The sequence below is a fragment of the Enterobacter sp. BIDMC 26 genome, assembly GCF_000534435.1.
GTDB classification, from domain to species: Bacteria; Pseudomonadota; Gammaproteobacteria; order Enterobacterales; family Enterobacteriaceae; genus Enterobacter; species Enterobacter ludwigii.
Genome location: NZ_KI973182.1, coordinates 1,867,015 through 1,885,942, shown reverse-complemented (window position 1 = coordinate 1,885,942; position 18,928 = coordinate 1,867,015). Strand labels below are relative to the sequence as shown.

19 protein-coding genes and 3 pseudogenes are annotated in these 18,928 nt (G+C 44.6%); 21 read left to right on the top strand and 1 reads right to left on the bottom strand.

Annotated elements, in window-relative coordinates; genetic code table 11:
• Positions 1 to 3: 3 nt before the first annotated feature.
• The 18 genes and pseudogenes from L462_RS14415 to comJ all read left to right on the top strand — a co-directional run bounded on the left by L462_RS14415 (position 4) and on the right by comJ (position 14,764).
• On the top strand, positions 4 to 480 hold the full coding sequence (locus L462_RS14415; RefSeq protein WP_254067922.1) for a hypothetical protein: 477 nt from the start codon (positions 4 to 6) through the stop codon (positions 478 to 480).
• A 75-nt stretch (positions 481 to 555) separates the two neighbouring features.
• Positions 556 to 1,110, top strand: coding sequence for a hypothetical protein (locus L462_RS14420; protein WP_254067921.1), 555 nt, complete (start codon positions 556 to 558; stop codon positions 1,108 to 1,110).
• 3 nt (positions 1,111 to 1,113) lie between these two features.
• Positions 1,114 to 2,190, top strand: a complete 1,077-nt coding sequence (locus tag L462_RS14425; protein WP_032678382.1) for a hypothetical protein — start codon at positions 1,114 to 1,116, stop codon at positions 2,188 to 2,190.
• A 76-nt stretch (positions 2,191 to 2,266) separates the two neighbouring features.
• The gene (locus L462_RS14430) at positions 2,267 to 2,707 is read left to right on the top strand and encodes a DcrB-related protein (protein ID WP_032678381.1); all 441 of its coding nucleotides are present in this window, start codon (positions 2,267 to 2,269) and stop codon (positions 2,705 to 2,707) included.
• A 3-nt stretch (positions 2,708 to 2,710) separates the two neighbouring features.
• Positions 2,711 to 7,099 (top strand): RHS repeat-associated core domain-containing protein, encoded by a 4,389-nt coding sequence (locus tag L462_RS14435; RefSeq protein WP_032678380.1) that lies wholly within the window; start codon positions 2,711 to 2,713, stop codon positions 7,097 to 7,099.
• Positions 7,099 to 7,758 carry an Imm43 family immunity protein gene (locus L462_RS14440; protein WP_032678379.1) on the top strand — a complete coding sequence of 220 codons (660 nt, stop codon included), beginning with the start codon at positions 7,099 to 7,101 and terminating at the stop codon, positions 7,756 to 7,758. Before L462_RS14435 ends, L462_RS14440 begins: the two co-directional genes overlap by 1 nt.
• Before the next feature lie 292 nt (positions 7,759 to 8,050).
• On the top strand, positions 8,051 to 8,467 hold the full coding sequence (locus L462_RS0123525) for a hypothetical protein (protein ID WP_254067920.1): 417 nt from the start codon (positions 8,051 to 8,053) through the stop codon (positions 8,465 to 8,467).
• A 102-nt stretch (positions 8,468 to 8,569) separates the two neighbouring features.
• Entirely contained in the window at positions 8,570 to 9,019 is a 450-nt protein-coding gene (locus tag L462_RS14445; protein WP_050595743.1) for a hypothetical protein, read from the top strand.
• An 88-nt stretch (positions 9,020 to 9,107) separates the two neighbouring features.
• A complete protein-coding gene (locus tag L462_RS14450; RefSeq protein WP_082209483.1) occupies positions 9,108 to 9,590 on the top strand; it encodes an SMI1/KNR4 family protein in 483 nt (160 codons plus the stop codon).
• Positions 9,591 to 10,032: 442 nt separating this feature from the next.
• Complete coding sequence (locus L462_RS0123520; protein WP_032678376.1) at positions 10,033 to 10,413, top strand: hypothetical protein; 381 nt, start codon at positions 10,033 to 10,035, stop codon at positions 10,411 to 10,413.
• A 16-nt stretch (positions 10,414 to 10,429) separates the two neighbouring features.
• Positions 10,430 to 10,795, top strand: a complete 366-nt coding sequence (locus tag L462_RS24345) for a hypothetical protein (protein ID WP_072031448.1) — start codon at positions 10,430 to 10,432, stop codon at positions 10,793 to 10,795.
• A 259-nt stretch (positions 10,796 to 11,054) separates the two neighbouring features.
• Positions 11,055 to 11,498 carry a DUF6386 family protein gene (locus L462_RS14455; RefSeq protein WP_032678375.1) on the top strand — a complete coding sequence of 148 codons (444 nt, stop codon included), beginning with the start codon at positions 11,055 to 11,057 and terminating at the stop codon, positions 11,496 to 11,498.
• Positions 11,499 to 11,659: 161 nt separating this feature from the next.
• Positions 11,660 to 12,500: pseudogene (locus L462_RS14460) on the top strand (RHS repeat domain-containing protein); the annotation flags it as partial.
• A 42-nt stretch (positions 12,501 to 12,542) separates the two neighbouring features.
• A complete protein-coding gene (locus L462_RS25110) occupies positions 12,543 to 12,887 on the top strand; it encodes a hypothetical protein (protein ID WP_155964426.1) in 345 nt (114 codons plus the stop codon).
• Entirely contained in the window at positions 12,884 to 13,288 is a 405-nt protein-coding gene (locus L462_RS14465; protein ID WP_032678373.1) for a hypothetical protein, read from the top strand. The genes L462_RS25110 and L462_RS14465 overlap by 4 nt, the downstream gene beginning before the upstream one ends.
• Before the next feature lie 175 nt (positions 13,289 to 13,463).
• Positions 13,464 to 13,712, top strand: coding sequence for a hypothetical protein (locus L462_RS25105; protein WP_181006731.1), 249 nt, complete (start codon positions 13,464 to 13,466; stop codon positions 13,710 to 13,712).
• On the top strand, positions 13,709 to 14,140 hold the full coding sequence (locus tag L462_RS14470; RefSeq protein WP_032678372.1) for an immunity 26/phosphotriesterase HocA family protein: 432 nt from the start codon (positions 13,709 to 13,711) through the stop codon (positions 14,138 to 14,140). The genes L462_RS25105 and L462_RS14470 overlap by 4 nt, the downstream gene beginning before the upstream one ends.
• A gap of 141 nt (positions 14,141 to 14,281) precedes the next feature.
• On the top strand, positions 14,282 to 14,764 hold the full coding sequence (comJ, locus tag L462_RS14475) for a competence protein ComJ (protein WP_032678371.1): 483 nt from the start codon (positions 14,282 to 14,284) through the stop codon (positions 14,762 to 14,764).
• Between the two features lie 75 nt (positions 14,765 to 14,839).
• Here the strand turns inward: comJ and L462_RS14480 are convergent.
• A pseudogene (locus tag L462_RS14480) lies at positions 14,840 to 15,262 on the bottom strand (DUF933 domain-containing protein); the annotation flags it as partial.
• Between L462_RS14480 and L462_RS24340 the strand changes: the two are divergent.
• The 3 genes and pseudogenes from L462_RS24340 to L462_RS14495 all read left to right on the top strand — a co-directional run.
• A pseudogene (locus L462_RS24340) lies at positions 15,252 to 16,391 on the top strand (RHS repeat domain-containing protein); the annotation flags it as partial. The pseudogenes L462_RS14480 and L462_RS24340 overlap by 11 nt on opposite strands.
• Positions 16,391 to 17,389, top strand: a complete 999-nt coding sequence (locus tag L462_RS14490) for a hypothetical protein (protein WP_032678369.1) — start codon at positions 16,391 to 16,393, stop codon at positions 17,387 to 17,389. The pseudogene L462_RS24340 and the gene L462_RS14490, both read left to right, overlap by 1 nt.
• 760 nt (positions 17,390 to 18,149) lie before the next feature.
• A complete protein-coding gene (locus tag L462_RS14495) occupies positions 18,150 to 18,632 on the top strand; it encodes a hypothetical protein (RefSeq protein WP_032678368.1) in 483 nt (160 codons plus the stop codon).
• Positions 18,633 to 18,928: the final 296 nt, after the last annotated feature.

Here is an 18,928-nt window from a genome sequence, read left to right as displayed (position 1 = left end):
GCAGTGCTTATTGCATTATTAACGACGGGAATGGCTGAGGGAGATTCAGAGAAAAAGGATCTCTGGGCGTTCATTTCACAAATGAGCGCCTCACTCAAAACGTTATCCGTTACGAGTCTAAATGACATGCCGTTGCACTTTAACTACATGAAAAATAATGCATATATGAACTTCTACCATGCTGATGATTTCAAGCTTTTGGAGGGTACGAGCATTACTACCATTGATTTACGAGTAAGCAAAAAAAATGATGGCATGGCTCCCTTACTGAATTTTTCACCATCAGGCCAGTGCATCACACTTCAAACCGTTAAAAAGCATTACCCACAACTGACGTTAACTGATTATCCCCGAGGCCGCTCGGAGAATGAAGTGACCAGTTATACAGCACCAAAAGATATGAATGGACAAAAAGTGAGTTTCAGTTTCACCGTAAAAAAACCTGACTGTCTGAGCTCTGTTGTTATTAGCGCTGACTAAGAAAACAGCTTCCATGACTCGCGGTTTCCCACATCGGTGAGAAGCGTAATTTAGATTGAGAAAATGACGATTAACGTGAAAAAACAGACTCCGACATATCTTTGTTTTGTTCTGATGCTTACCTGTCTGTGCAGCAGTGCGGTATTGGCTCAAGTTATACCGCCAGTTCTGACAAATCACGATTTTTCTGTGCAGATAAAAAGCCAGCCTGTCGAATTGGGTGACAGATGGACTCCTGACGTTGCGCGCAGAATTGACGTGCCAGTGGAAGGCAGTTTTACCGGTGAGGTTCCTTTTGACGGAGCTAACTATAAATTCTTCCAGCATCAAAAGTCTGGGTTAGACATTTTCAGTTCCAATCTCTGGTGGGATAAAGCGGAACGAAGCGTTGATGATTATATCGTGTCGCAGATCACGCTGACTGCTATAGATGTCGCAACGCCGCGTGGTGTCCATGTTGGTTCAACGAGAACGGACTTGAACACAGCATACGGTGACGGTCAGGTCGCAAAGGATGCCGGAGAACAATGGATTACCTATGAGTTGGGTAAAAAGGTCCTCTCTTTTGAGATCAAAGACAGTAAAATTGTGAAGATAACAATGAATTACGACAATGGAAATCCAGAGTAATTTATGAAAAGGAAATATCTGGCAGCCGTATTGCTCACCGCTTTCCTGGCAGATGCAATTGAAACTGCAACTGCGCTAGAGTTATCACAATACAATAAGCTCAATACGGTCAGTCGCATCGTTAACGATAGCGAAGTGACAGACCTCCTCAGAAAGGCCCTAGGAAGCGATTACCAGACGTTTATCAACAATTTTGATGTATTTGGTGAACCGCATTCCACGGCTGACGGTGGATTGTTAATTGAAGGCTGGCTAAAAGATCTTTATCTGGAAAACGCCTCTGCTTTGGTTATCGAACCAGATGGCAAAATCTACGCTGCCTGGGTCATACCCGAGTCTGACGTTATTCATTATCAGTCTTCTGAACATCGCCAGGATATTAACGGCGATATTAAAAAATGGGCTGCAAGATTTGGCACACTGCATTATGAAACGATAAGCCAATCTGGTCCCGCATTTGGCGGAGTATGGTCAGGCGAGTACGCGAACGACTCGACGTTAACTCTGCGGTTAGCTGAATCAGGTGGCCGTATCTCCGGATCTTATTGCTATATTTCTCAAAGAGGAAACCGCATTGATTGCCCGGAAGATGATGAGCGTAATCTTAGCGGTACGATCGCGGGCAATCGTGCCAATGTTGAGTTCAACTCATCGTTTGGCGGTATAGGCGGACGGGCTGTTCTGGAAATTAAGGGGAGTGAAATGGAATGGCGTTTAGTTACTCCTCCTCAAAAAGGAAATTATTATGCTCCGCAGCGTTATACGTTACAGAAAGCTGCTTCGGCTCAGACAGTTGAAACCCGAAAACTCAATACTGAAAAGTTCGCTATTTCTCTGGTCAATAAATGCGGGCATTTTACTAGTGAATGTGACCAGATGTATTATCTCGGCGTGCGCAAAAGTGATAATAGTACGATCTCCCTTAAGGGGAAAACGTTGCACGATCCTGCAGGTAAAATAATTGGTTCTACCTATAAGAATGGCGAGATCGCTTACACCGTGACTTACTCACCTGTGAAATTGGTCGTGAGCAAAGGCAGCCATGTGTTAGTTGAACAGTCAGGTCAGTGGCTTAAATAATGCATTCGCCAGCCCAAAGGCCAGCATGGATTGGCCCCTTTTATTTCTCACACTATTAATCATCCCGAGTTCACTTATGAAATACACCCTCCAGGAAGGTTCGTTTTCCCTTTTTCCTGCTGCCTGGCAGGACAACAGTATGAATATTATTCGCGATGACGAAAGCGGATTGTCCGTCGTGGTCAGCCGCGGCGGTATCCCGGATGGCAGCGACTATGAGAAAGAGTTTCACCGCCAGTGGGAACTACTACGTCCGCAGATGGGCGAGATTGCCCAAAGCGCATTCCAGGGCGTAAAGGTCGGGCCTGACGGGAAAATTAACGCGCTGGAAGTCGAGACGACTTTTGACAGTAACGGACAGCGCATTTGGCAAAAACAGCTGGCCGTACAAACGCCGGGCAAGCCGGTGTTGATGATTTTTACCCTCTCGGCGCTCAGAGCATTCACCGCAGAGGATCAGGGGCGCTGGAGCGCGCTTAAGCAGAGTCTGACGCTAAACGACAACCGGAATGTGTAAGGCATGAGCGATAACAACGCGGCCCGTCAGGGCGACGAGATCATTCACTCCAGCATTTTTGCGGATATCACCAGTATTGTGGCGGAAGGTGCGGCCTATGCCGTTATCGGCGCTGCCGTGGGCGCGGCGGCAACCGTTGCTGCTCCGCTGCTGGGGGCGGGTGCTGCCGCCGCGGGCGTGGCGGCGATTGGATCCAGCTGTCTGTTAAGTGGGATCATTGGCGGCGTACTGGCAAACGTGGCAGGTATAACTGACGATATCAGCAACGCCGCCGAAGGTTTAGGCAACGCGCTGTTCCCGCCGTCGCCAGCGGGCAAAATTACCACCGGGTCTGATAACGTTCTGACGAACGCGATTCCCGCTGCACGAGCGGCCGGGACGCTGACGCCCGCCGACACACCGTCACCTGAACCACAGTCTCCGGGCAGCTTTGCCGACTATGCCGGCATGCTGCTTTCCGCCGCTGGACAGTTTGGCAGCGAGATGTGGCAGCCGAGCGTGGCGTCCGCCGCCGCAGGCACGTCGCCCCTTGAAGAGGATAAAGTGGCGTGCGAAAAGCACTCCGGGCCGCAATACCTCGCTGAGGGCTCTAAGAGCGTCTTCATTAACGGGCAGCCCGCGGTACGTGCAAAAGATCGCACCACCTGTGAAGGCACTGTCTCTGATGATGTGTCCCCGAATGTGATCATTGGCGGCGACACGCTCACGGTACGTGATATCAAGAGCGGTAAAACGCCGGGTCTGGCGCTGGGGATGATCGCGCTCTCCCTGCTGCGCGGACGTCCGGGTAAAATCCTGAAAAATATGCCCTGTGCACTGGCGGCAGCCGGCGGTGGCATGCTGGCCGATATGGCCGTTAATGCTGTGTTTGGCTCCTCGCACCCGGTACATGCTGCAACCGGCGTGAAGGTGCTGAATGATGACGATGAACTCGATTTCTCGTTGCCGGGGCGCTTCCCGCTGCGCTGGCAGCGCAGCTACAACAGCCTGACCACTCGTGAAGGGCTGTTTGGTCTGGGTTGGGCGACAACCTTTGACAGCTATCTGACGCTCGAAGAGAACAACGCGACCTGGTTCGACGAAACCGGCCGTGAGCTGAGCTTTGAGCTGCCGCCCGTCGATCGCGCGTTTTACAGCATCAGCGAAGGTATCATCATCCGCCGCAATGAGAGCGGCGACGTGGCGATTGCCGACGATGACGGCGCGGTATGGCGTCTGTATAAACCGACCCGGGTGAATCCCACCATCCTGCGTCTGGCCTCCCTCAGCGACGAATACGGTAACGCGCTGCTGACGGAGTGGGATGAACACGGCAGGCTGGTCAATCTTCACGATGAGCCACGGGCGATTGATGTCACCCTGCGCTATGAAGATGAGCGTTTCCCGCAGCGCGCCACCTCTGCCAGCCATTTTGACGGCAACCGTACCTGGCCGCTGATGCAGTGGGGTTACGATGCGCGCGGCCAGCTGGCGAGCGTGACGGATGCCTCTGGCGTAGTGACGCGCGAATACCGCTATAACGACCACGGCCTGATGGTCTGGCACCGCCTGCCGGGCGGGCTGGAGAGCGAATACCGCTGGCAAAAATTCGACCACTGGCGCGTGGTGGAAAACCGCACCAGCACCGGCGACGGCTGCCGCTTCACCTACGATTTAGCCGCCGGGCTGACGACCGTCGAGCACTACGATGGCCAGACGCGTAAGCACTACTGGAACGCGCAAAATCTGATTGTCCGCTACGTTGACGAGCGCGGTGAAAACTGGTGCTACGAGTGGGATGAAAACGAACTTCTGACCCGTCGCATCGATCCGCTCGGTAACGCCGTCACCTTCGTCTACGACGAAATGGGCAACCGGGTGCAGGAAATCGACGCCGACGGCAATACCCGCACCACCACCTGGCTGGAGCACCGCGCGCTGCCGTCAGGCATCATTGAAGCTGACGGCAGTGCGACCCGTTTCTGGTACGACGAGCATCACGGGCTGAAGCGTGTGGTAGACCCGATGGGGCAGACAACATTGCTGCGCCGGGACGAGTTTGGTCAGGTCGTTGAAGAAGTTGATGCCGCGGGAAACAGTCGTTACCAGGAGTACAACGAGGCCGGGCAGGTCATTCGTGCCACAGACTGTTCAGGACGAATAACCCGCTATACCTATCATCCGCTGGGCTGGTTGACGACTGAGATCGGCGCTGACGGCGAAGAGACGCGCTATCGCTACGATGCCGCGGGGCGTCCGGTGCAACTCGATCGACCGGAAGGCTGGACAGAGTCACTTGCATGGAACGAACGCGGCCTGCCGGTGACGCATGCGGGCGCTGATGGCAAAGAAAGTGAGTTTAAATACGACGAGGCAGGACGATTAACCGCTACGCGTAACACTCAGGGTGAAGAGGTCCGTCGCCGCTGGGACAGCCGCGGGCGACTGATTGCCCTGGAAAATGAAAATGGCGAAGCCTATCAGTTCCGCTGGGGGCCCGACTCGCTGCTGCTGGAAGAGGTGGGGCTCGATGGCGTGGCCTCACAGTATCGCTATGACGCCTGCGGGCGTACGATAGCGCGCACGTTTGCCGCCGGTCATCCGGAAGCCATCACCCATGCCTTCGCCTGGAGCGCGAGTGGCCAGCTGGTTGCCCGCACCACGCCGGAAGGGCAGACCCGTTATCACTACACACCGTCAGGTTTGCTGAGTCGTATTGGACTTCATCCGGCACTTTCCGTTGACGCCTGGAGTGCAGAGGCAGAACAGGAACTTGCCTTTGAGTATGACGCTCTGGGGCGTGTCACGCATGAAGTGGGCGAGCACGGTGAGCTGGCATGGGAGTATGATGCTCTCGGCAACCGCACCTCCGTCACGCTGCCCGATGGCCGCGAGCTGAAACAGTTCTACTACGGTAGCGGGCATCTGCTCAGCATTGCCCTCGATAAGCTGTCGGTCTCCGATTTTACCCGTGACGAACTCCACCGTGAGACCAGCCGTACCCAGGGGCTGCTGACCACCCGCAGCGAGTACGACCGTCTTGGTCGACTGCATCGCCGGGATGTATTCACTGGCAATGCCCAGCGTCCGTCGCCGCGCCGCTGGTCTCGCCGCTGGGATTACGACTACCGCAATAACCTGGTGCGGGAAGAGCGGGACGATAACCCGTTCAGCTGGTACCGCTGGCAGTACGACAGCGCCGGACGTCTGCTCGTTCAGGACGGCACGCTGCCCGGCCAGGAGCAGTGGCGCTGGGATGCTGCCGGTAACCCGCTGGAAGGTACTGCTGAGAAGGTCACGCACAACCGCCTGACGCAGCTGAACGGCATTCGCTGGCGTTATGACATCCACGGCCGCACCGTGGAGAAAGATAACGGCCAGACCCGCTGGCACTACCGCTACGATGGTGAGCACCGTCTGACGGAAGTCATCAGCCAGCCGCGGGACCGCAACAAACCGCAGACGCAGGTCAGCTTCCGCTACGATCCGCTCGGGCGACGCATCAGCAAAACACGACGCCAGATGCTGGGCGGACAGCCAACCGGCAAGCCGGTCAGCACCCGGTTTGTCTGGGAAGGGTTTCGTCTGCTGCAGGAGGTGCACGGGGATGTGCCGCTCACCTACGTCTACAGCGACCAGGACAGCTACGACCCGCTGGCGCGTATTGACGGCGTGGAAGCACCGGAGATCTTCTGGTTCCACTGTCAGCCCAACGGCACGCCGGAGCGGATGACGGATATCGAAGGGCAGGTGCGCTGGGAAGGGGTGAACAGCGCCTGGGGCAAGCTGCTGCGGGAAAGCGAGACGCAGGTATCAGGATATTCTCAGAACCTGCGGATGCAGGGGCAATACCTGGACCGTGAGACGGGGCTGCACTACAATCTCTTCCGGTATTACGACCCGGACTGCGGGCGGTTTACGCAGCAGGACCCGATAGGGCTGGCGGGGGGGATAAACCTTTACCAGTATGCGCCTAATGCGCTGGGGTGGGTGGATCCGTGGGGGTTATCTAATAGTGGTATATTAGATAAAGCTATGTCTGGTAAAGTTGGAGATCGACTTTCTGCTCACCATGTTATACCCGTTGAGGTGTGGAAAGAGAACCAATCATTCTTCAATAATATTGGCATCGGTAAAGACATGAACTCTGCATTTAATGGTATTCATGTGCCAGGGAGCGCAACAGCAATGAAACAAGATGCAGGGAAAGGAATGGATGTTTTCCATAGCAGTAATCATCATAACTATAGTGACATTGTCCGTCAGCGAATTGCTCGTGTTGAGCAACGATATAATTCTGGGAGATTGGATGCTAAAGGGGCGAGGATAGCTATAAGGCGGATCCAGATTGATATGAAGAATAAAATTTGGATGGGTCATGTTCCCACAACAAAATGCAGGAGAATGAATTAATGTCCTATTATGTGATCATGAATGACTTTGAATCATCACTCATGCCAAGAAATTTACAGGGCATGGTTGATGAAAGATTACAGATCGATGAAAACTGGGAAATAGAAGGCTCTGCATTTTCCTACCCTTATCGAATAACAGACGATGAATGTCCAGAACGTATTTATTTGTTGTGCAATAAAAATGTTGGGGCTTTGAAATTTGACTATTATAAAAAAGACTTTGGGCACTTGATGGATAAGTCTTTATTTTCAATTTTAGAAAATTATAAGCACAATGTTTTTTTTGACCGAGATATAACACCAGTTTCGATCGGGAATGGTCAAGTTCTTCGGAATGATTTTAAATATGTATATTTTCCAGGCGGGGATGTTATAGATGAAGAAAAATCTATTCTTGAAGATGATAAGTTCGGAGATATCATACCTTTTAAAATCGAATTAAAGGATGATGCGCTTGAATATGATATTCTTTCGTTTAGCGACACATTATTAGGTGGTTTTATCATTATTAAACAAGAGGTTAAGGAAGTTATAGAAAGTAAAGGCTTCCGGGGTTTGAAACTTGTTCGACTGGAAAATGCTTTAGACGTTTTCTGTGAGGATTATTTCTACGAAATAGACTCAAATCGTAAGAGAAAGGGCAATAAACTACCTTAATATTGAATGGTGTCGTGCCATTACTGATTCTTTATTTTTCTTTTTTAATGGCGCGAAAAAGTTCTTTGGATGATGAGTCCATTTTTCAACTATAGATCATAGTAGTTTTACGAGTAATCAATAATGTTAACTCTTAAAGAGGAATGATGTATATAAAAAATACTATTCAAGACTTTGTTATCAAATTCAAAACGAATGATTTAAATATGGGGGAGATAGACTTTACAGCAGAAGAAAATAAAAGTTCTCTCCCTGTAAATTTAAATGGCGAAATTCGATTTTTTATAGTCATTTGATTTTAAATGACCACCCAACATTTTATGGTACTTTCTTTATACAAATTGTTGAGTCCCAAGATCTCAATGAAATATTATCAGGCTGGCGAGTTCAAAATGATACGGCCTGGCACGATGAGTATATAATCTTTGCTGAAAGAAATGGAGACGTTCTTTTTTGTGACACCCGAAATATAACATCCCCTGTTTATGGTAGTATTCAAAAACGAAACTTTATCATTTCCGGTTCCTTAGCTGACTTTTTGGATGTTTTTTGTTCTGCCATTGAGATAGAGCAAAGTAAATATGATGGTGATGGTACAGATGATGATTTTAATTTCAGAGAGGATTTTCTGAAAGATATCGATTTTATGCTTAAAAGCAAACTAAAGGATGTTGAGGCAAAAGGGTTTAAGCAATTCTTTTTTGGTTAAGTTTTTATTTTTTAATATTAAAAATAACATTTTTTAGAGAGCTTATTTCTTCAAAAATTATTTATGGCTCATGTCAGCTTTTATATTGGTTAGGAGGTTTCTTTGCGATTCACCATCAATAAACACATGAAAATCGGTTACGATAAATTTGATGAAAAAAGAGTTACATCTTTTATAGAAAAAGGAAATGATTTTCATGATGATAAAAAATATACTGAGGCGTTAGAGCAATACCACAAAGCCTGGCAAGCTCTTCCTGAGCCGAAGCTTGAATGGGAAATTGCCAACTGGATCTGTGCATGCATATACAGCGCATATTTTGATCTGACGGATTATGCTGAGGCAAAGAAATGGGGAGAGACGACATTACGGACATGTGGATCGGATATAGACACTGCACCCTTAATCGATCTCGGCATGGTCTGTTATGAGTTGAATCAATTTGAGGAAGCGTATAAATATTTTAACGATGCTTATAACTACGGCAAAGAGCGTGCGTTTCAGGATAGACCTAGAAAATACCTTGAATTTTTTTTGCGCAAAAGAACATGAATACATCGTTATTTACCTTTTAAAGGTGGCTTGAATAAATATGTTCCATATAATTGCTTACGGAGTGTAATTACTACGTTATAATCTGATGAATAACTTCAAAAAATGTGAAAAAAAGATTGGACGTGCAGATATTTATAAAACGGAAAGTAAATTATCTATTACCCTTTCGGATGATTTCGTATTACATTATCTGCAATTTAATGGTGGCATTCCTGAGAAAAGTTGGTGGGACGGTGATGAAGGTTTTGAGCCAGTAGAGGTAGCAGGATTTAAACCGTTTGTTTATAATACTCAGACAAATCATGATCCTAGGTCTTTAATTGACGGTTGCTATATTAGCATGTTGGATAGGGAAGTGATTCCTAGGAACCTGCTTCCTTTCGCAAATGATTGGGGAGGGAATTTCTTTTGTCTGAATTTAGATAATTATTCAATTGTATATTTTGCCACAGATTCTTTTGATGAAGATTTGACTATGCAAGAGAATCATATAAAACTTCAAAGATATCTGACAAATTCATTTTCCAACTTTCTTGATGGATTGGTAACAGAAGAGAGACTCCCTTAAAGAATAATTAATAAGTTTGCGACTTATTTAATTCTGCTGCTGTGAAGTCTATTATTATGAAATTCTGTAGCAAGCCATAAAGTTCTAGTTAAAAACTAAAAATGCAACGTATTTTTCCCTTTAATTAACAATTACCATCTTTGGTCATGAGTTTGTTATTTCTCAGAAATAGTAACTACCTTTTAGGACCAATTAGTATTCAAACGAAAAATAGGTTGAGAATGAAATAACCTCAAACCCTAAGCTTGAAATTAACAATCCACCATATGGAATTCAATGGGAACATGAATGGGGAAGAATTGTTGTACAGTCTAATGAAAAAAGCTTCGACTGTGGAATTTATATTGAATGGAATGTTTGACTAAATGAAGTTTCAATTAATAACCCCCCCATTTGCTTATCACCTAACCTGTCTATTAATGGAGTTAAAGATTTAGATAAAATGAAAATAACAAATCGACTGAAAAAGAAGTTATTAGTCCTAGATGGCATTGACAATGATTTCATAGAGTATGGAAAGGAACTAGCATGCCCTGAATGCGAAGGTGTACTACTATATTCCATAGTAAATTCATATGGTTTTGACTCGCTCACCGAAGAGGTAAAATGGTTTCTTGTTAAGAAAATGAGAGGTGTGAAGTATCTTAGTGAAGATAATAAATATAGCTATGATGAAAGCCAATTGTATGTTTCGAAAAACACATGTCAAAACTATTTAAAAGACTTTTCAACTGTTTTTACGTATAAAGAAGTTCAGCCAGCCCGGTACCGTGTATCTCTTGTGGGGTTTTTTGAAGGTGACTTGAAACAGATCAAACAATGAAATTTTAGGTTTACCTATGATTGAAAATCTTAATTGTATTAAAGAAAATGATCTGCTTGAATGGACGCATGATGAAAGTAACACACTGATTACTTTACCATTTTTAGACTGTGCAATGATAGATTCAACACGCCAATTAGTCTTTGCGTTAAGCGAACCAAAGCCATTACCAACCGTTTTGACAATTTTCAATGCTCGGGGCGAAAAGCTGTTGTCGTCTGCACCTCCTGAAGACGCTATTTTCTACTACTTAACATTTAATCTTTCAAAGGAAGTGGTCGTCGTCTGTAGTTATGCAGTACAACAGAATGGCTGGTATGATTGGTTTTATTCCTTTGATATGAAGCGTAACACGTTAACTCGAACTGGCCCTGCGTATTAAGATCAAATGCCCTTAAAAAAATGATAAGGCAAGCTGTTTCTGCGTGCTTTGAAAAGATGTTCGGCTCAGCTCCTGATCTAAGTAAGTAAAACGCTGATCATCTGTTAATTTAATTGTTGAAGATTCGCCTGTATAAAGAGTATAAATGCTGAATGAAACAATTAATAAAAGTGTCGGTAGTTCCTGGAAAATACAGGTAGAAAGGCGGGATTTCAGCTGGGGATGCCATCAGAGAAATAATATTTCAATAGGGGGTAAAATGAATAAATCCATTCATGTCCAGACGGATACTGCCACATTAGTTATTTATGATTTGATGTCATTAAAACATAGAATTGATAATGATGCAGATTGGTGGAGTCTTCCAGAAGTTGAAATTGAAGAAATAAATAAAGGGAATGTATTATTTCTCAATCTTGGAGAGGATGGCACCTATAAAATTCATATAAAAAATAATGTTGACGAGTATGTTGGAGCACTATTTTTAAACGTACCTTCTGGAAAGGTTTTCATTGGGGCGGGGGAGGATGTCACGGGCGGAGATCTTGAGCCTGATGACTCAGATGCTATTTCTGGTGAGTTTATTATTTTAGAACCTGGTAGTTACAAAGTTAAATTTAAAAAGCAAGGTTCAGATGTTCTAATTTCCTTTACAAAAGCAACGTTTATTGAAAACTCATTAGAAGAGGGAGTTTATCTCTGAATGAAAATCCACGCCTTGGTGTGGATTTTTTGATTCAAAAAACAAATGTTAAATAATTAGTTCATCACGTAGCCATTTTTGACAATATCATTTTTTTCCTTTTGCATGTATCTTGCTTGTTTTTTGCGCCTCGCTTACCCTTTCCCTCAATAAATTGTCAGTATACCCGCGACGAACGACTCCACCTTGAGAATCGCCGCCCCCGGGGACTGCTTACAACCCGCAGCGAGTATGACCATCTTGGTCGACTGCATCGCCGGGATGAATTCACTGTCAATGCGCAGCGTCCGTCGCCGCGCCGCTGGTCTCGCCGCTTGGATTACGATTACCGTAATAACCTGGTACGGGAAGAGCGTGACGATAACCCGTTTAGCTGGTACCGCTGGCAGTACGACAGCGCCCGGTGGTTTGCTTGTTCAGGACGGCACGCTGCCCGGACAGGAGCAGTGGCGCTGGGATGCTACCGGTAACCCGCTGGAAGGCTCTGCTGCGAAGGTTACGCACAACCTCCTGACGCAGCTGAACGGCATTCGCTGGCGCTATGACGTTCACGGCCGCACCATAGAGAAAGATAACGGCCAGACCCGCTGGCACTACCGCTACGATCCGCTCGGACGACGCATCAGCAAAACGCGACGCCAGATGCTGGGCGGACAGCCAACCGGCAAGCCGGTCAGCACCCGGTTTGTCTGGGAAGGGTTCCGCCTGCTGCAGGAAGTGCACGGGGACGTGCCGCTGACCTGTGTCTATAGCGGTCAGGACAGCTACGATCCGCTGGCGCGTATTGATGGCGTGGAAGCACCGGAAATCTTCTGGTTCCACTGTCAGCCGAACGGCACGCCGGAGCGGATGACGGATAGCGAAGGGCAGGTGCGCTGGGAAGCGGTGAACAGCGCCTGGGGCAAGCTGCTGCGTGAAAGCGAGCAGCAGGTCCCGATAGGGCTGGCGGGGGGGATAAACCTTTACCAGTATGCGCCGAATGCGCTGGGGTGGGTGGATCCGTGAGGGTTGTCGCCTTGTAAACCTGATAAACATCTACCGGATGTGGAACCAGGGCAATATAATTACCGGGGTATACATAAAGACCATCCCGAATGGGAAAATGCACTTAATGGTAAGGTGATTCCTGGGGATGTTCATTCATCAATAACTCCGGAGCAACATAACTTTGGCGGGGTATCAAGTATCAGCCCATATACTTCGTGGACAGATAGTCCCGATGTAGCAAGAAACTTTGCAGGACCTGATGGTGTTATATTAAGAGTCAAAGTTGGTGCTCCTAAGTCAGGCGATTCTTGGTCGTGGGAGTATTCTTTTGATGAATGGATGGAACGAGAAATCTTACTTAAAGGAATCCGAAGTGGCGATGTTGAGGTGTTTTTACCATGAAAAATGATAGCCTTGTTGAGTATGCGCGAGAAAAAATACCGGATGAATTTCGTTCTTATCTAAATGAAAAAAATAATATGCAATGTGCATCATTCATAAGTCATACTCAAGATGAGTTGCGAACAATGAAAGCGCATAAAGAAAATACGAAATTCACCGAATTGAAAGTAAAGGGGCTTGATGAGTTAATTATTGCTCTTGAAAACTTTGATAAAGAAAATGTTTCTGTAATTAACATCCCTACTAAGTCATATTCTTTTAAGGTTTATTCAGATGAAAAAAATAATTTTCTGCTGGGGGTTGTAATCCTTAAGTTAAAAAAGAAATCTGATGAAGATATTCGATTTGGGCGAGAGGTTCTTGGTATTGTGACTCCTCCTCCCGATATAGAAGATGATTAGGCTTTCTGGCTTTAAGTTATGTACAGACCAACCAGAAGGTGCATGTGTAGCGTTCCGGTATGAATTGTATGCATGGTTGTAGGTTCTACACGACGGAAAGAATATTATCAATGTAGGACGTGGGGATGCACCAACGCGTTTGAATAGCCATGTGAATACACCGGGTAAATCTCTTTTGGAACAGTTGACCATATTTGATAATAATTCGACCAAAGCTGAAGCTAAATACTTGGAACAAAGAATTATGGATCTTAATGGTGGAGCTAAGTCAACGAATTCTTTAACAAATCTCCTCAATAAAATCAGATCGTATAGTCCTAATAACCCAAAGGCTAGCACATATGATATTGTGGGTCATAGCAGTGATTGGGGTGGAAAAGTATTGAATGATGCGTTATCAATACTGAAAGGTAATGGCTTATGAAAGTAAAATACAAACAGGGTGACATCTTTGTCATTCCATTGAGCAATGGGAAATATGCGATTTGTCATATTATTTTTGCTCCAAGCAAAAAATTTAAGCAAGCAATAGGGTTCTGCATATTATCGATACAGCAGACTGAAGAGCTTATTGATGGCGGTTCATTAACACCGCTAAGTTTTGAAAAGTTTGGTAAAGAGACGAAAGTTATCTTTACCGGCAACCAAAATATCAGCAAAGGCGTTTGGAAAATTATTGGTCACACTGATCTTACAGAAGAAAAAAAACAATTGAAAATATTTAATTATGCTGGTGTTTTATATATAGGAGAGGACGAAATCAGACGGTTATCTGTTGCCGAATACCCTAATTACACAACAATGGGGGTTTCAGGGTTTGAGCTTATCGATAATATCCTAACCAATATTTGAGCATCAGGGGAAGGGTGCTTCCCCTGTCAGATTTCGTATTGCAGCCACTCATTAACATCTTAAAAATATCACAGGTATTTTATTTTTGATGGCCTGATCTCACATTATCGGTAGAACGATAATAAAAATCGAGGTAATGTAATGAATGATAAAAAAATACAAATAGTTGATCTACTGATTTCACATGGTCAAATAGTGTTCCGATCCCGAGACTATGACGAAAAGCTGAGTCAGTGGGGAAAGGGTAATGTTTCTCAAGGTGCTGTTCTTCACAAGGATTATGTTATATTCGATCCATTACCAGAGGACGCGTTTGGAGCAAACGTCAATATCAAAATAGAGAATGCTTTCAAATTGGATGAAAATGCTCAGCGCTGTATTGTTGTACCATTTTTCATTACGGATAAACATAAGCTGCAAATCGCTTCAGCAACTGAGAAATTCGATTTAAATATAGATGTGAACGATAAAGTTTATTCACTCTTTTATGAGGTTTGTGAAGGCAATGAAATTTACTATAATTTCACTCTTGTACCGGCAAAAGAAGCTGTTGCTGCTAAGTTTTTGCTAGATGACCCTTGGGGAGGAATAAAAGACCATCCTCTCAAAGAAGGTATTTTTTAAATTTAATACTACCTAGGAAATTTATCTCGGAATAAAAATCCGCGCCTAAGCGTGGATTTTTTCATTCAAAACCAATCAAACGTTAAACAGGAAGTTCATCTCATCGCCATCTTTAACGATGTAATCTTTCCCTTCCGCACGCATCTTGCCCGCTTCTTTCGCGCCTTGCTCATCTTTGTAGGTGATGAAGTCTTCAAACGCGATAGTCTGCGCACGAATGAAGCCTTTCTCGAAGTCGGTGTGGATCTTACCGGCTGCCTGAGGCGCAGTCGCACCGACAGGGATGGTCCACGCACGCACTTCTTTTACACCAGCGGTGAAGTAGCTTTGCAGGTTCAGCAGCTCATAGCCCGCGCGGATCACGCGGTTCAGGCCCGGCTCTTCCAGACCCTGCTCGGCCATGGACTCTTCACGGTCGGCGTCGTCCATTTCAGCGGTACCGGATTCAACCGCGGCGCAAACCGCTACCACTACAGAACCTTCACTGCTCGAAGGTTCTACTGAGAAAGTCACGCACAACTGTCTGGCGCAGCTGAACGGCATTCGCTGGCGCTATGATATCCACGGCCGCACCGTGGAGAAGGATAACGGCCAGACCCGCTGGCACTACTGCTACGACGGGGAGCATCGCCTGACGGAAGTCATCAGCCAGCCGCGGGACCGCAACAAACCGCAGACGCAGGTCAGCTTCCGCTACGATCCGCTCGGGCGACGCATCAGCAAAACGCGACGCCAGATGCTGGGCGGACAGCCAACCGGCAAGCCGAGCACCACCCGGTTTGTCTGGGAAGGTTTCCGCCTGCTGCAGGAAGTGCACGGGGACGTGCCGCTAACCTACGTCTACAGCGATCAGGACAGCTACGATCCGCTGGCGCGTATTGACGGCGTTGATGCCCCGGAGATCTTCTGGTTCCACTGCCAGCCCAACGGTACGCCGGAGCGGATGACGGATATCGAAGGGCAGGTGCGCTGGGAAGGGGTGAACAGCGCCTGGGGCAAGCTGCTGCGGGAAAGCGAGACGCAAGTATCAGGATATTCTCAGAACCTGCGGATGCAGGGGCAATACCTGGACCGTGAGACGGGGCTGCACTACAATCTCTTCCGGTATTACGACCCGGACTGCGGGCGGTTTACGCAGCAGGACCCGATAGGGCTGGCGGGAGGGATAAACCTTTACCAGTATGGTGCAAATAGTTTAACCCGAATAGACCCTCTGGGATTAAAACAAGAGGAAGTTATACGCTATATGAGTAAAGATGAAGCGATTGCATCAGCTTCTGAACGCGATGGTAAAGGCGGATTGGTTCCTAATAATCGTGGTGAAAAAGCCATATGGGTTAATCATGATAGCCGACCAGGGTTTAACCCTGGAAATGAAAAGTATCGTGCCGTTATGACCGTAAATGACTCTGGGGTTGAGCTTCTTAATCAACATAGTGATATATCAAAAGTTGATTACAAAGAAACCGGGCTGAAAGATGGAGTTCTATCAAAGAGAAATGAACCTGGAGCAAGGGGCATCGGTAAAAATATCCTTTCTCGTTTTAATGATAAAATCACTTCATTCCAGATTGAAAAGAAAGATGCTAAAGGTAATTGGAAGAAATGTGGTAAGAGGATTACTTAATGATTTTTGAAATGTATCTACATAAAATTGAACACTTCACTAATGCGAGAGCAGAGATTGAAAGTTTTGGAAATTATGTCTATGTTCAAGATGAACCAGACCTTTTTCCCGTTTATTTTAAAAAAGAAAATGGGAAGTATGCAGAGTTGAGTCGTTGGCAAACTTGCTTTCCTAAGGTTATGTTACAGCGTGCATTAAAGAAGCTAGGCCTAAGTGAAGAAGGGAAATATGCATTTGAAGTTTTTCTTTCTCGATTAGGTTATCTGTTTCAAATAGATAATCGACAGCGTATAGATAAAGATATCGTTATATTATTTTATATACATCAACTTCTTTCCTTAAAAAACAGCAAAGAAGATTACGCAATAAAAGCAAAAGACTTTTTTTTAAGGTTTTTGTGTTTTGAAATGGGCATGGATGATGACTCTTATAATTTACTATGCATTACTAATGATGGGCTCTGTATAAATACTGTTCAGCATGGCAATGTAACTGTATTATCATTGCTTGAGCAATTTTATGCACAATTTGAAAAAAAGAAAAACTTTGGAGATATTAAGGCTATAAAATACTATCAATCATCGGTATTGAATTTTTTGTTTGTTGCGAATAACGAAGATAATCACCTGTTGTTTAATGATAAAAATTGCTATCTTATCGATCCTGGCAATTTTATTAATGCATATAAAAAATCTAAAAAAATAATATATAAAGCTTTGGAGCAGTGTTTTGATAAGTATCAATCTACAAAAAATTTATTAATATCCAACTTCATTCTAATGAATTACGCTTATTATATTCTTAGAGATAATTTAGCAGATCTTAAAACATTGAGAAGACACGTTTCTTCAGATATATTTGGAAGGATAATTTCCGCTATAGTATACAGAGGTTTCTTTGTAGATGAAGAAAAAATACTGAGGTTAGTTGGTGATGAATATAAATTCGGACCTGAAGGTGAAGATCGGAAATTATTTAATTTAATATATTCGATTTAAAATGTTAATGTTCGACCACAATCGAGGGTGTTAGGATTTGAATAATGAATCCGATGTGGAACCCTCGATTCTAAAAAACCAGGTTATGGACTGTTAATAACTTTACGGTACGCATGTTGTCAATAGAACAATATGTATACCTCTTACAGTGCATTAGTGTACGCTGCTATAAAGATTACAGATTATTTTCTTAACAAAAAGTATCATATAAATTTTATTGATGTTCGGTATTTAAGGTTATGCTAACAAACCACAGACGACTTTGTGGCATTCGCTGGCGCTATGACTCCATAAACTTACCGAATGTGTTGAAAGATAACGTCCAGATTTCCTCTCAACCTCATATTCATGGTAATGAATACTGGAATGTTTATCGCGAAGTTGATGGTGCAAATGTGGTAAGTGGCAAGGACCTCATAATAAAGATTATAAAGGTATTGATAGTTACTCGAACAGAACGCTTAAAAAAGAACGATCCTCTATGCATTGCATTCAAATGGTGATCAGTTACCTGCATATACCATAACTCATACTACAGTTAGGCAATCTAAAGGTGATTCATTAGGATATCATGAGGTGTCACAAGTGACACTTAATTCAGATTTCCCTATAGGAACCAAAGTTAGGGAATATTATGTATTAAGGATATATTTGTTTCTAGGGGTTGTGCAACGGCGAATCCTCAATCCGGAAAGGGGGGGCAGTTTTACATACCTGAAGAAGCAAGAGGTAAATTAATTCCTGGTAAGATTATAGATATATGAAGAAGATGACATTTAATGTTAAAAATGGGAATGTTAAAATTGATGGTTATCCTATTGAACTTAGCTCTTTTGAAACATTCACTTCATCTGAATTTTACAAAATCCATCCGCAATTCACTAAGATAGGTAAATTTTATTTTTCGAAAAATGATATTGAATGGGAAGGGCAGAACTTTATCGTAGAGTTCAGACCAGCAATTTTCTCATTTAACCCATCTCTTTTTCTTACAAGTAAAGACGGAGATTTTTATCAATCACTCAAAGATTGGGATAAGAGGGCATCGTTAAAAAATCTAGAAGAGGAAGAAAGACGATTGACAGAATGGGTTCAAAATAAATTTTCCAGAAACAATATGGGAAAGATAAATAAGCCTCCATATGGAACAAAATGGACTTATGAATGGGGAGAGATAACAGTGCAATCAAATGAAAGATCCTTTGATTGTGGGATATATATTGGATGGGATCTTAATCTCTGATGGTAATAAATCGTACATTACATATATGAGTTATCCATTCATGTAACGGAAGTCATATTGTCCAATAGTGATATTTAAATTTATTATAGATGACTGCCTTATTTGGTATACGAGATAAAAACTCGGATTAATCCCTTTTTTCTAAATGAAATAATAATCTTCTTTGTACATCTTTTAAAAATGAGTCTAAAAAAGAGAAATGTATAATGAAATGCATAAAGAATAGTTAGATAATAATTTTGTAAAAATTGGATTTATGGCGAGATGAATTACTCACTTTCAGGATTAACTATATA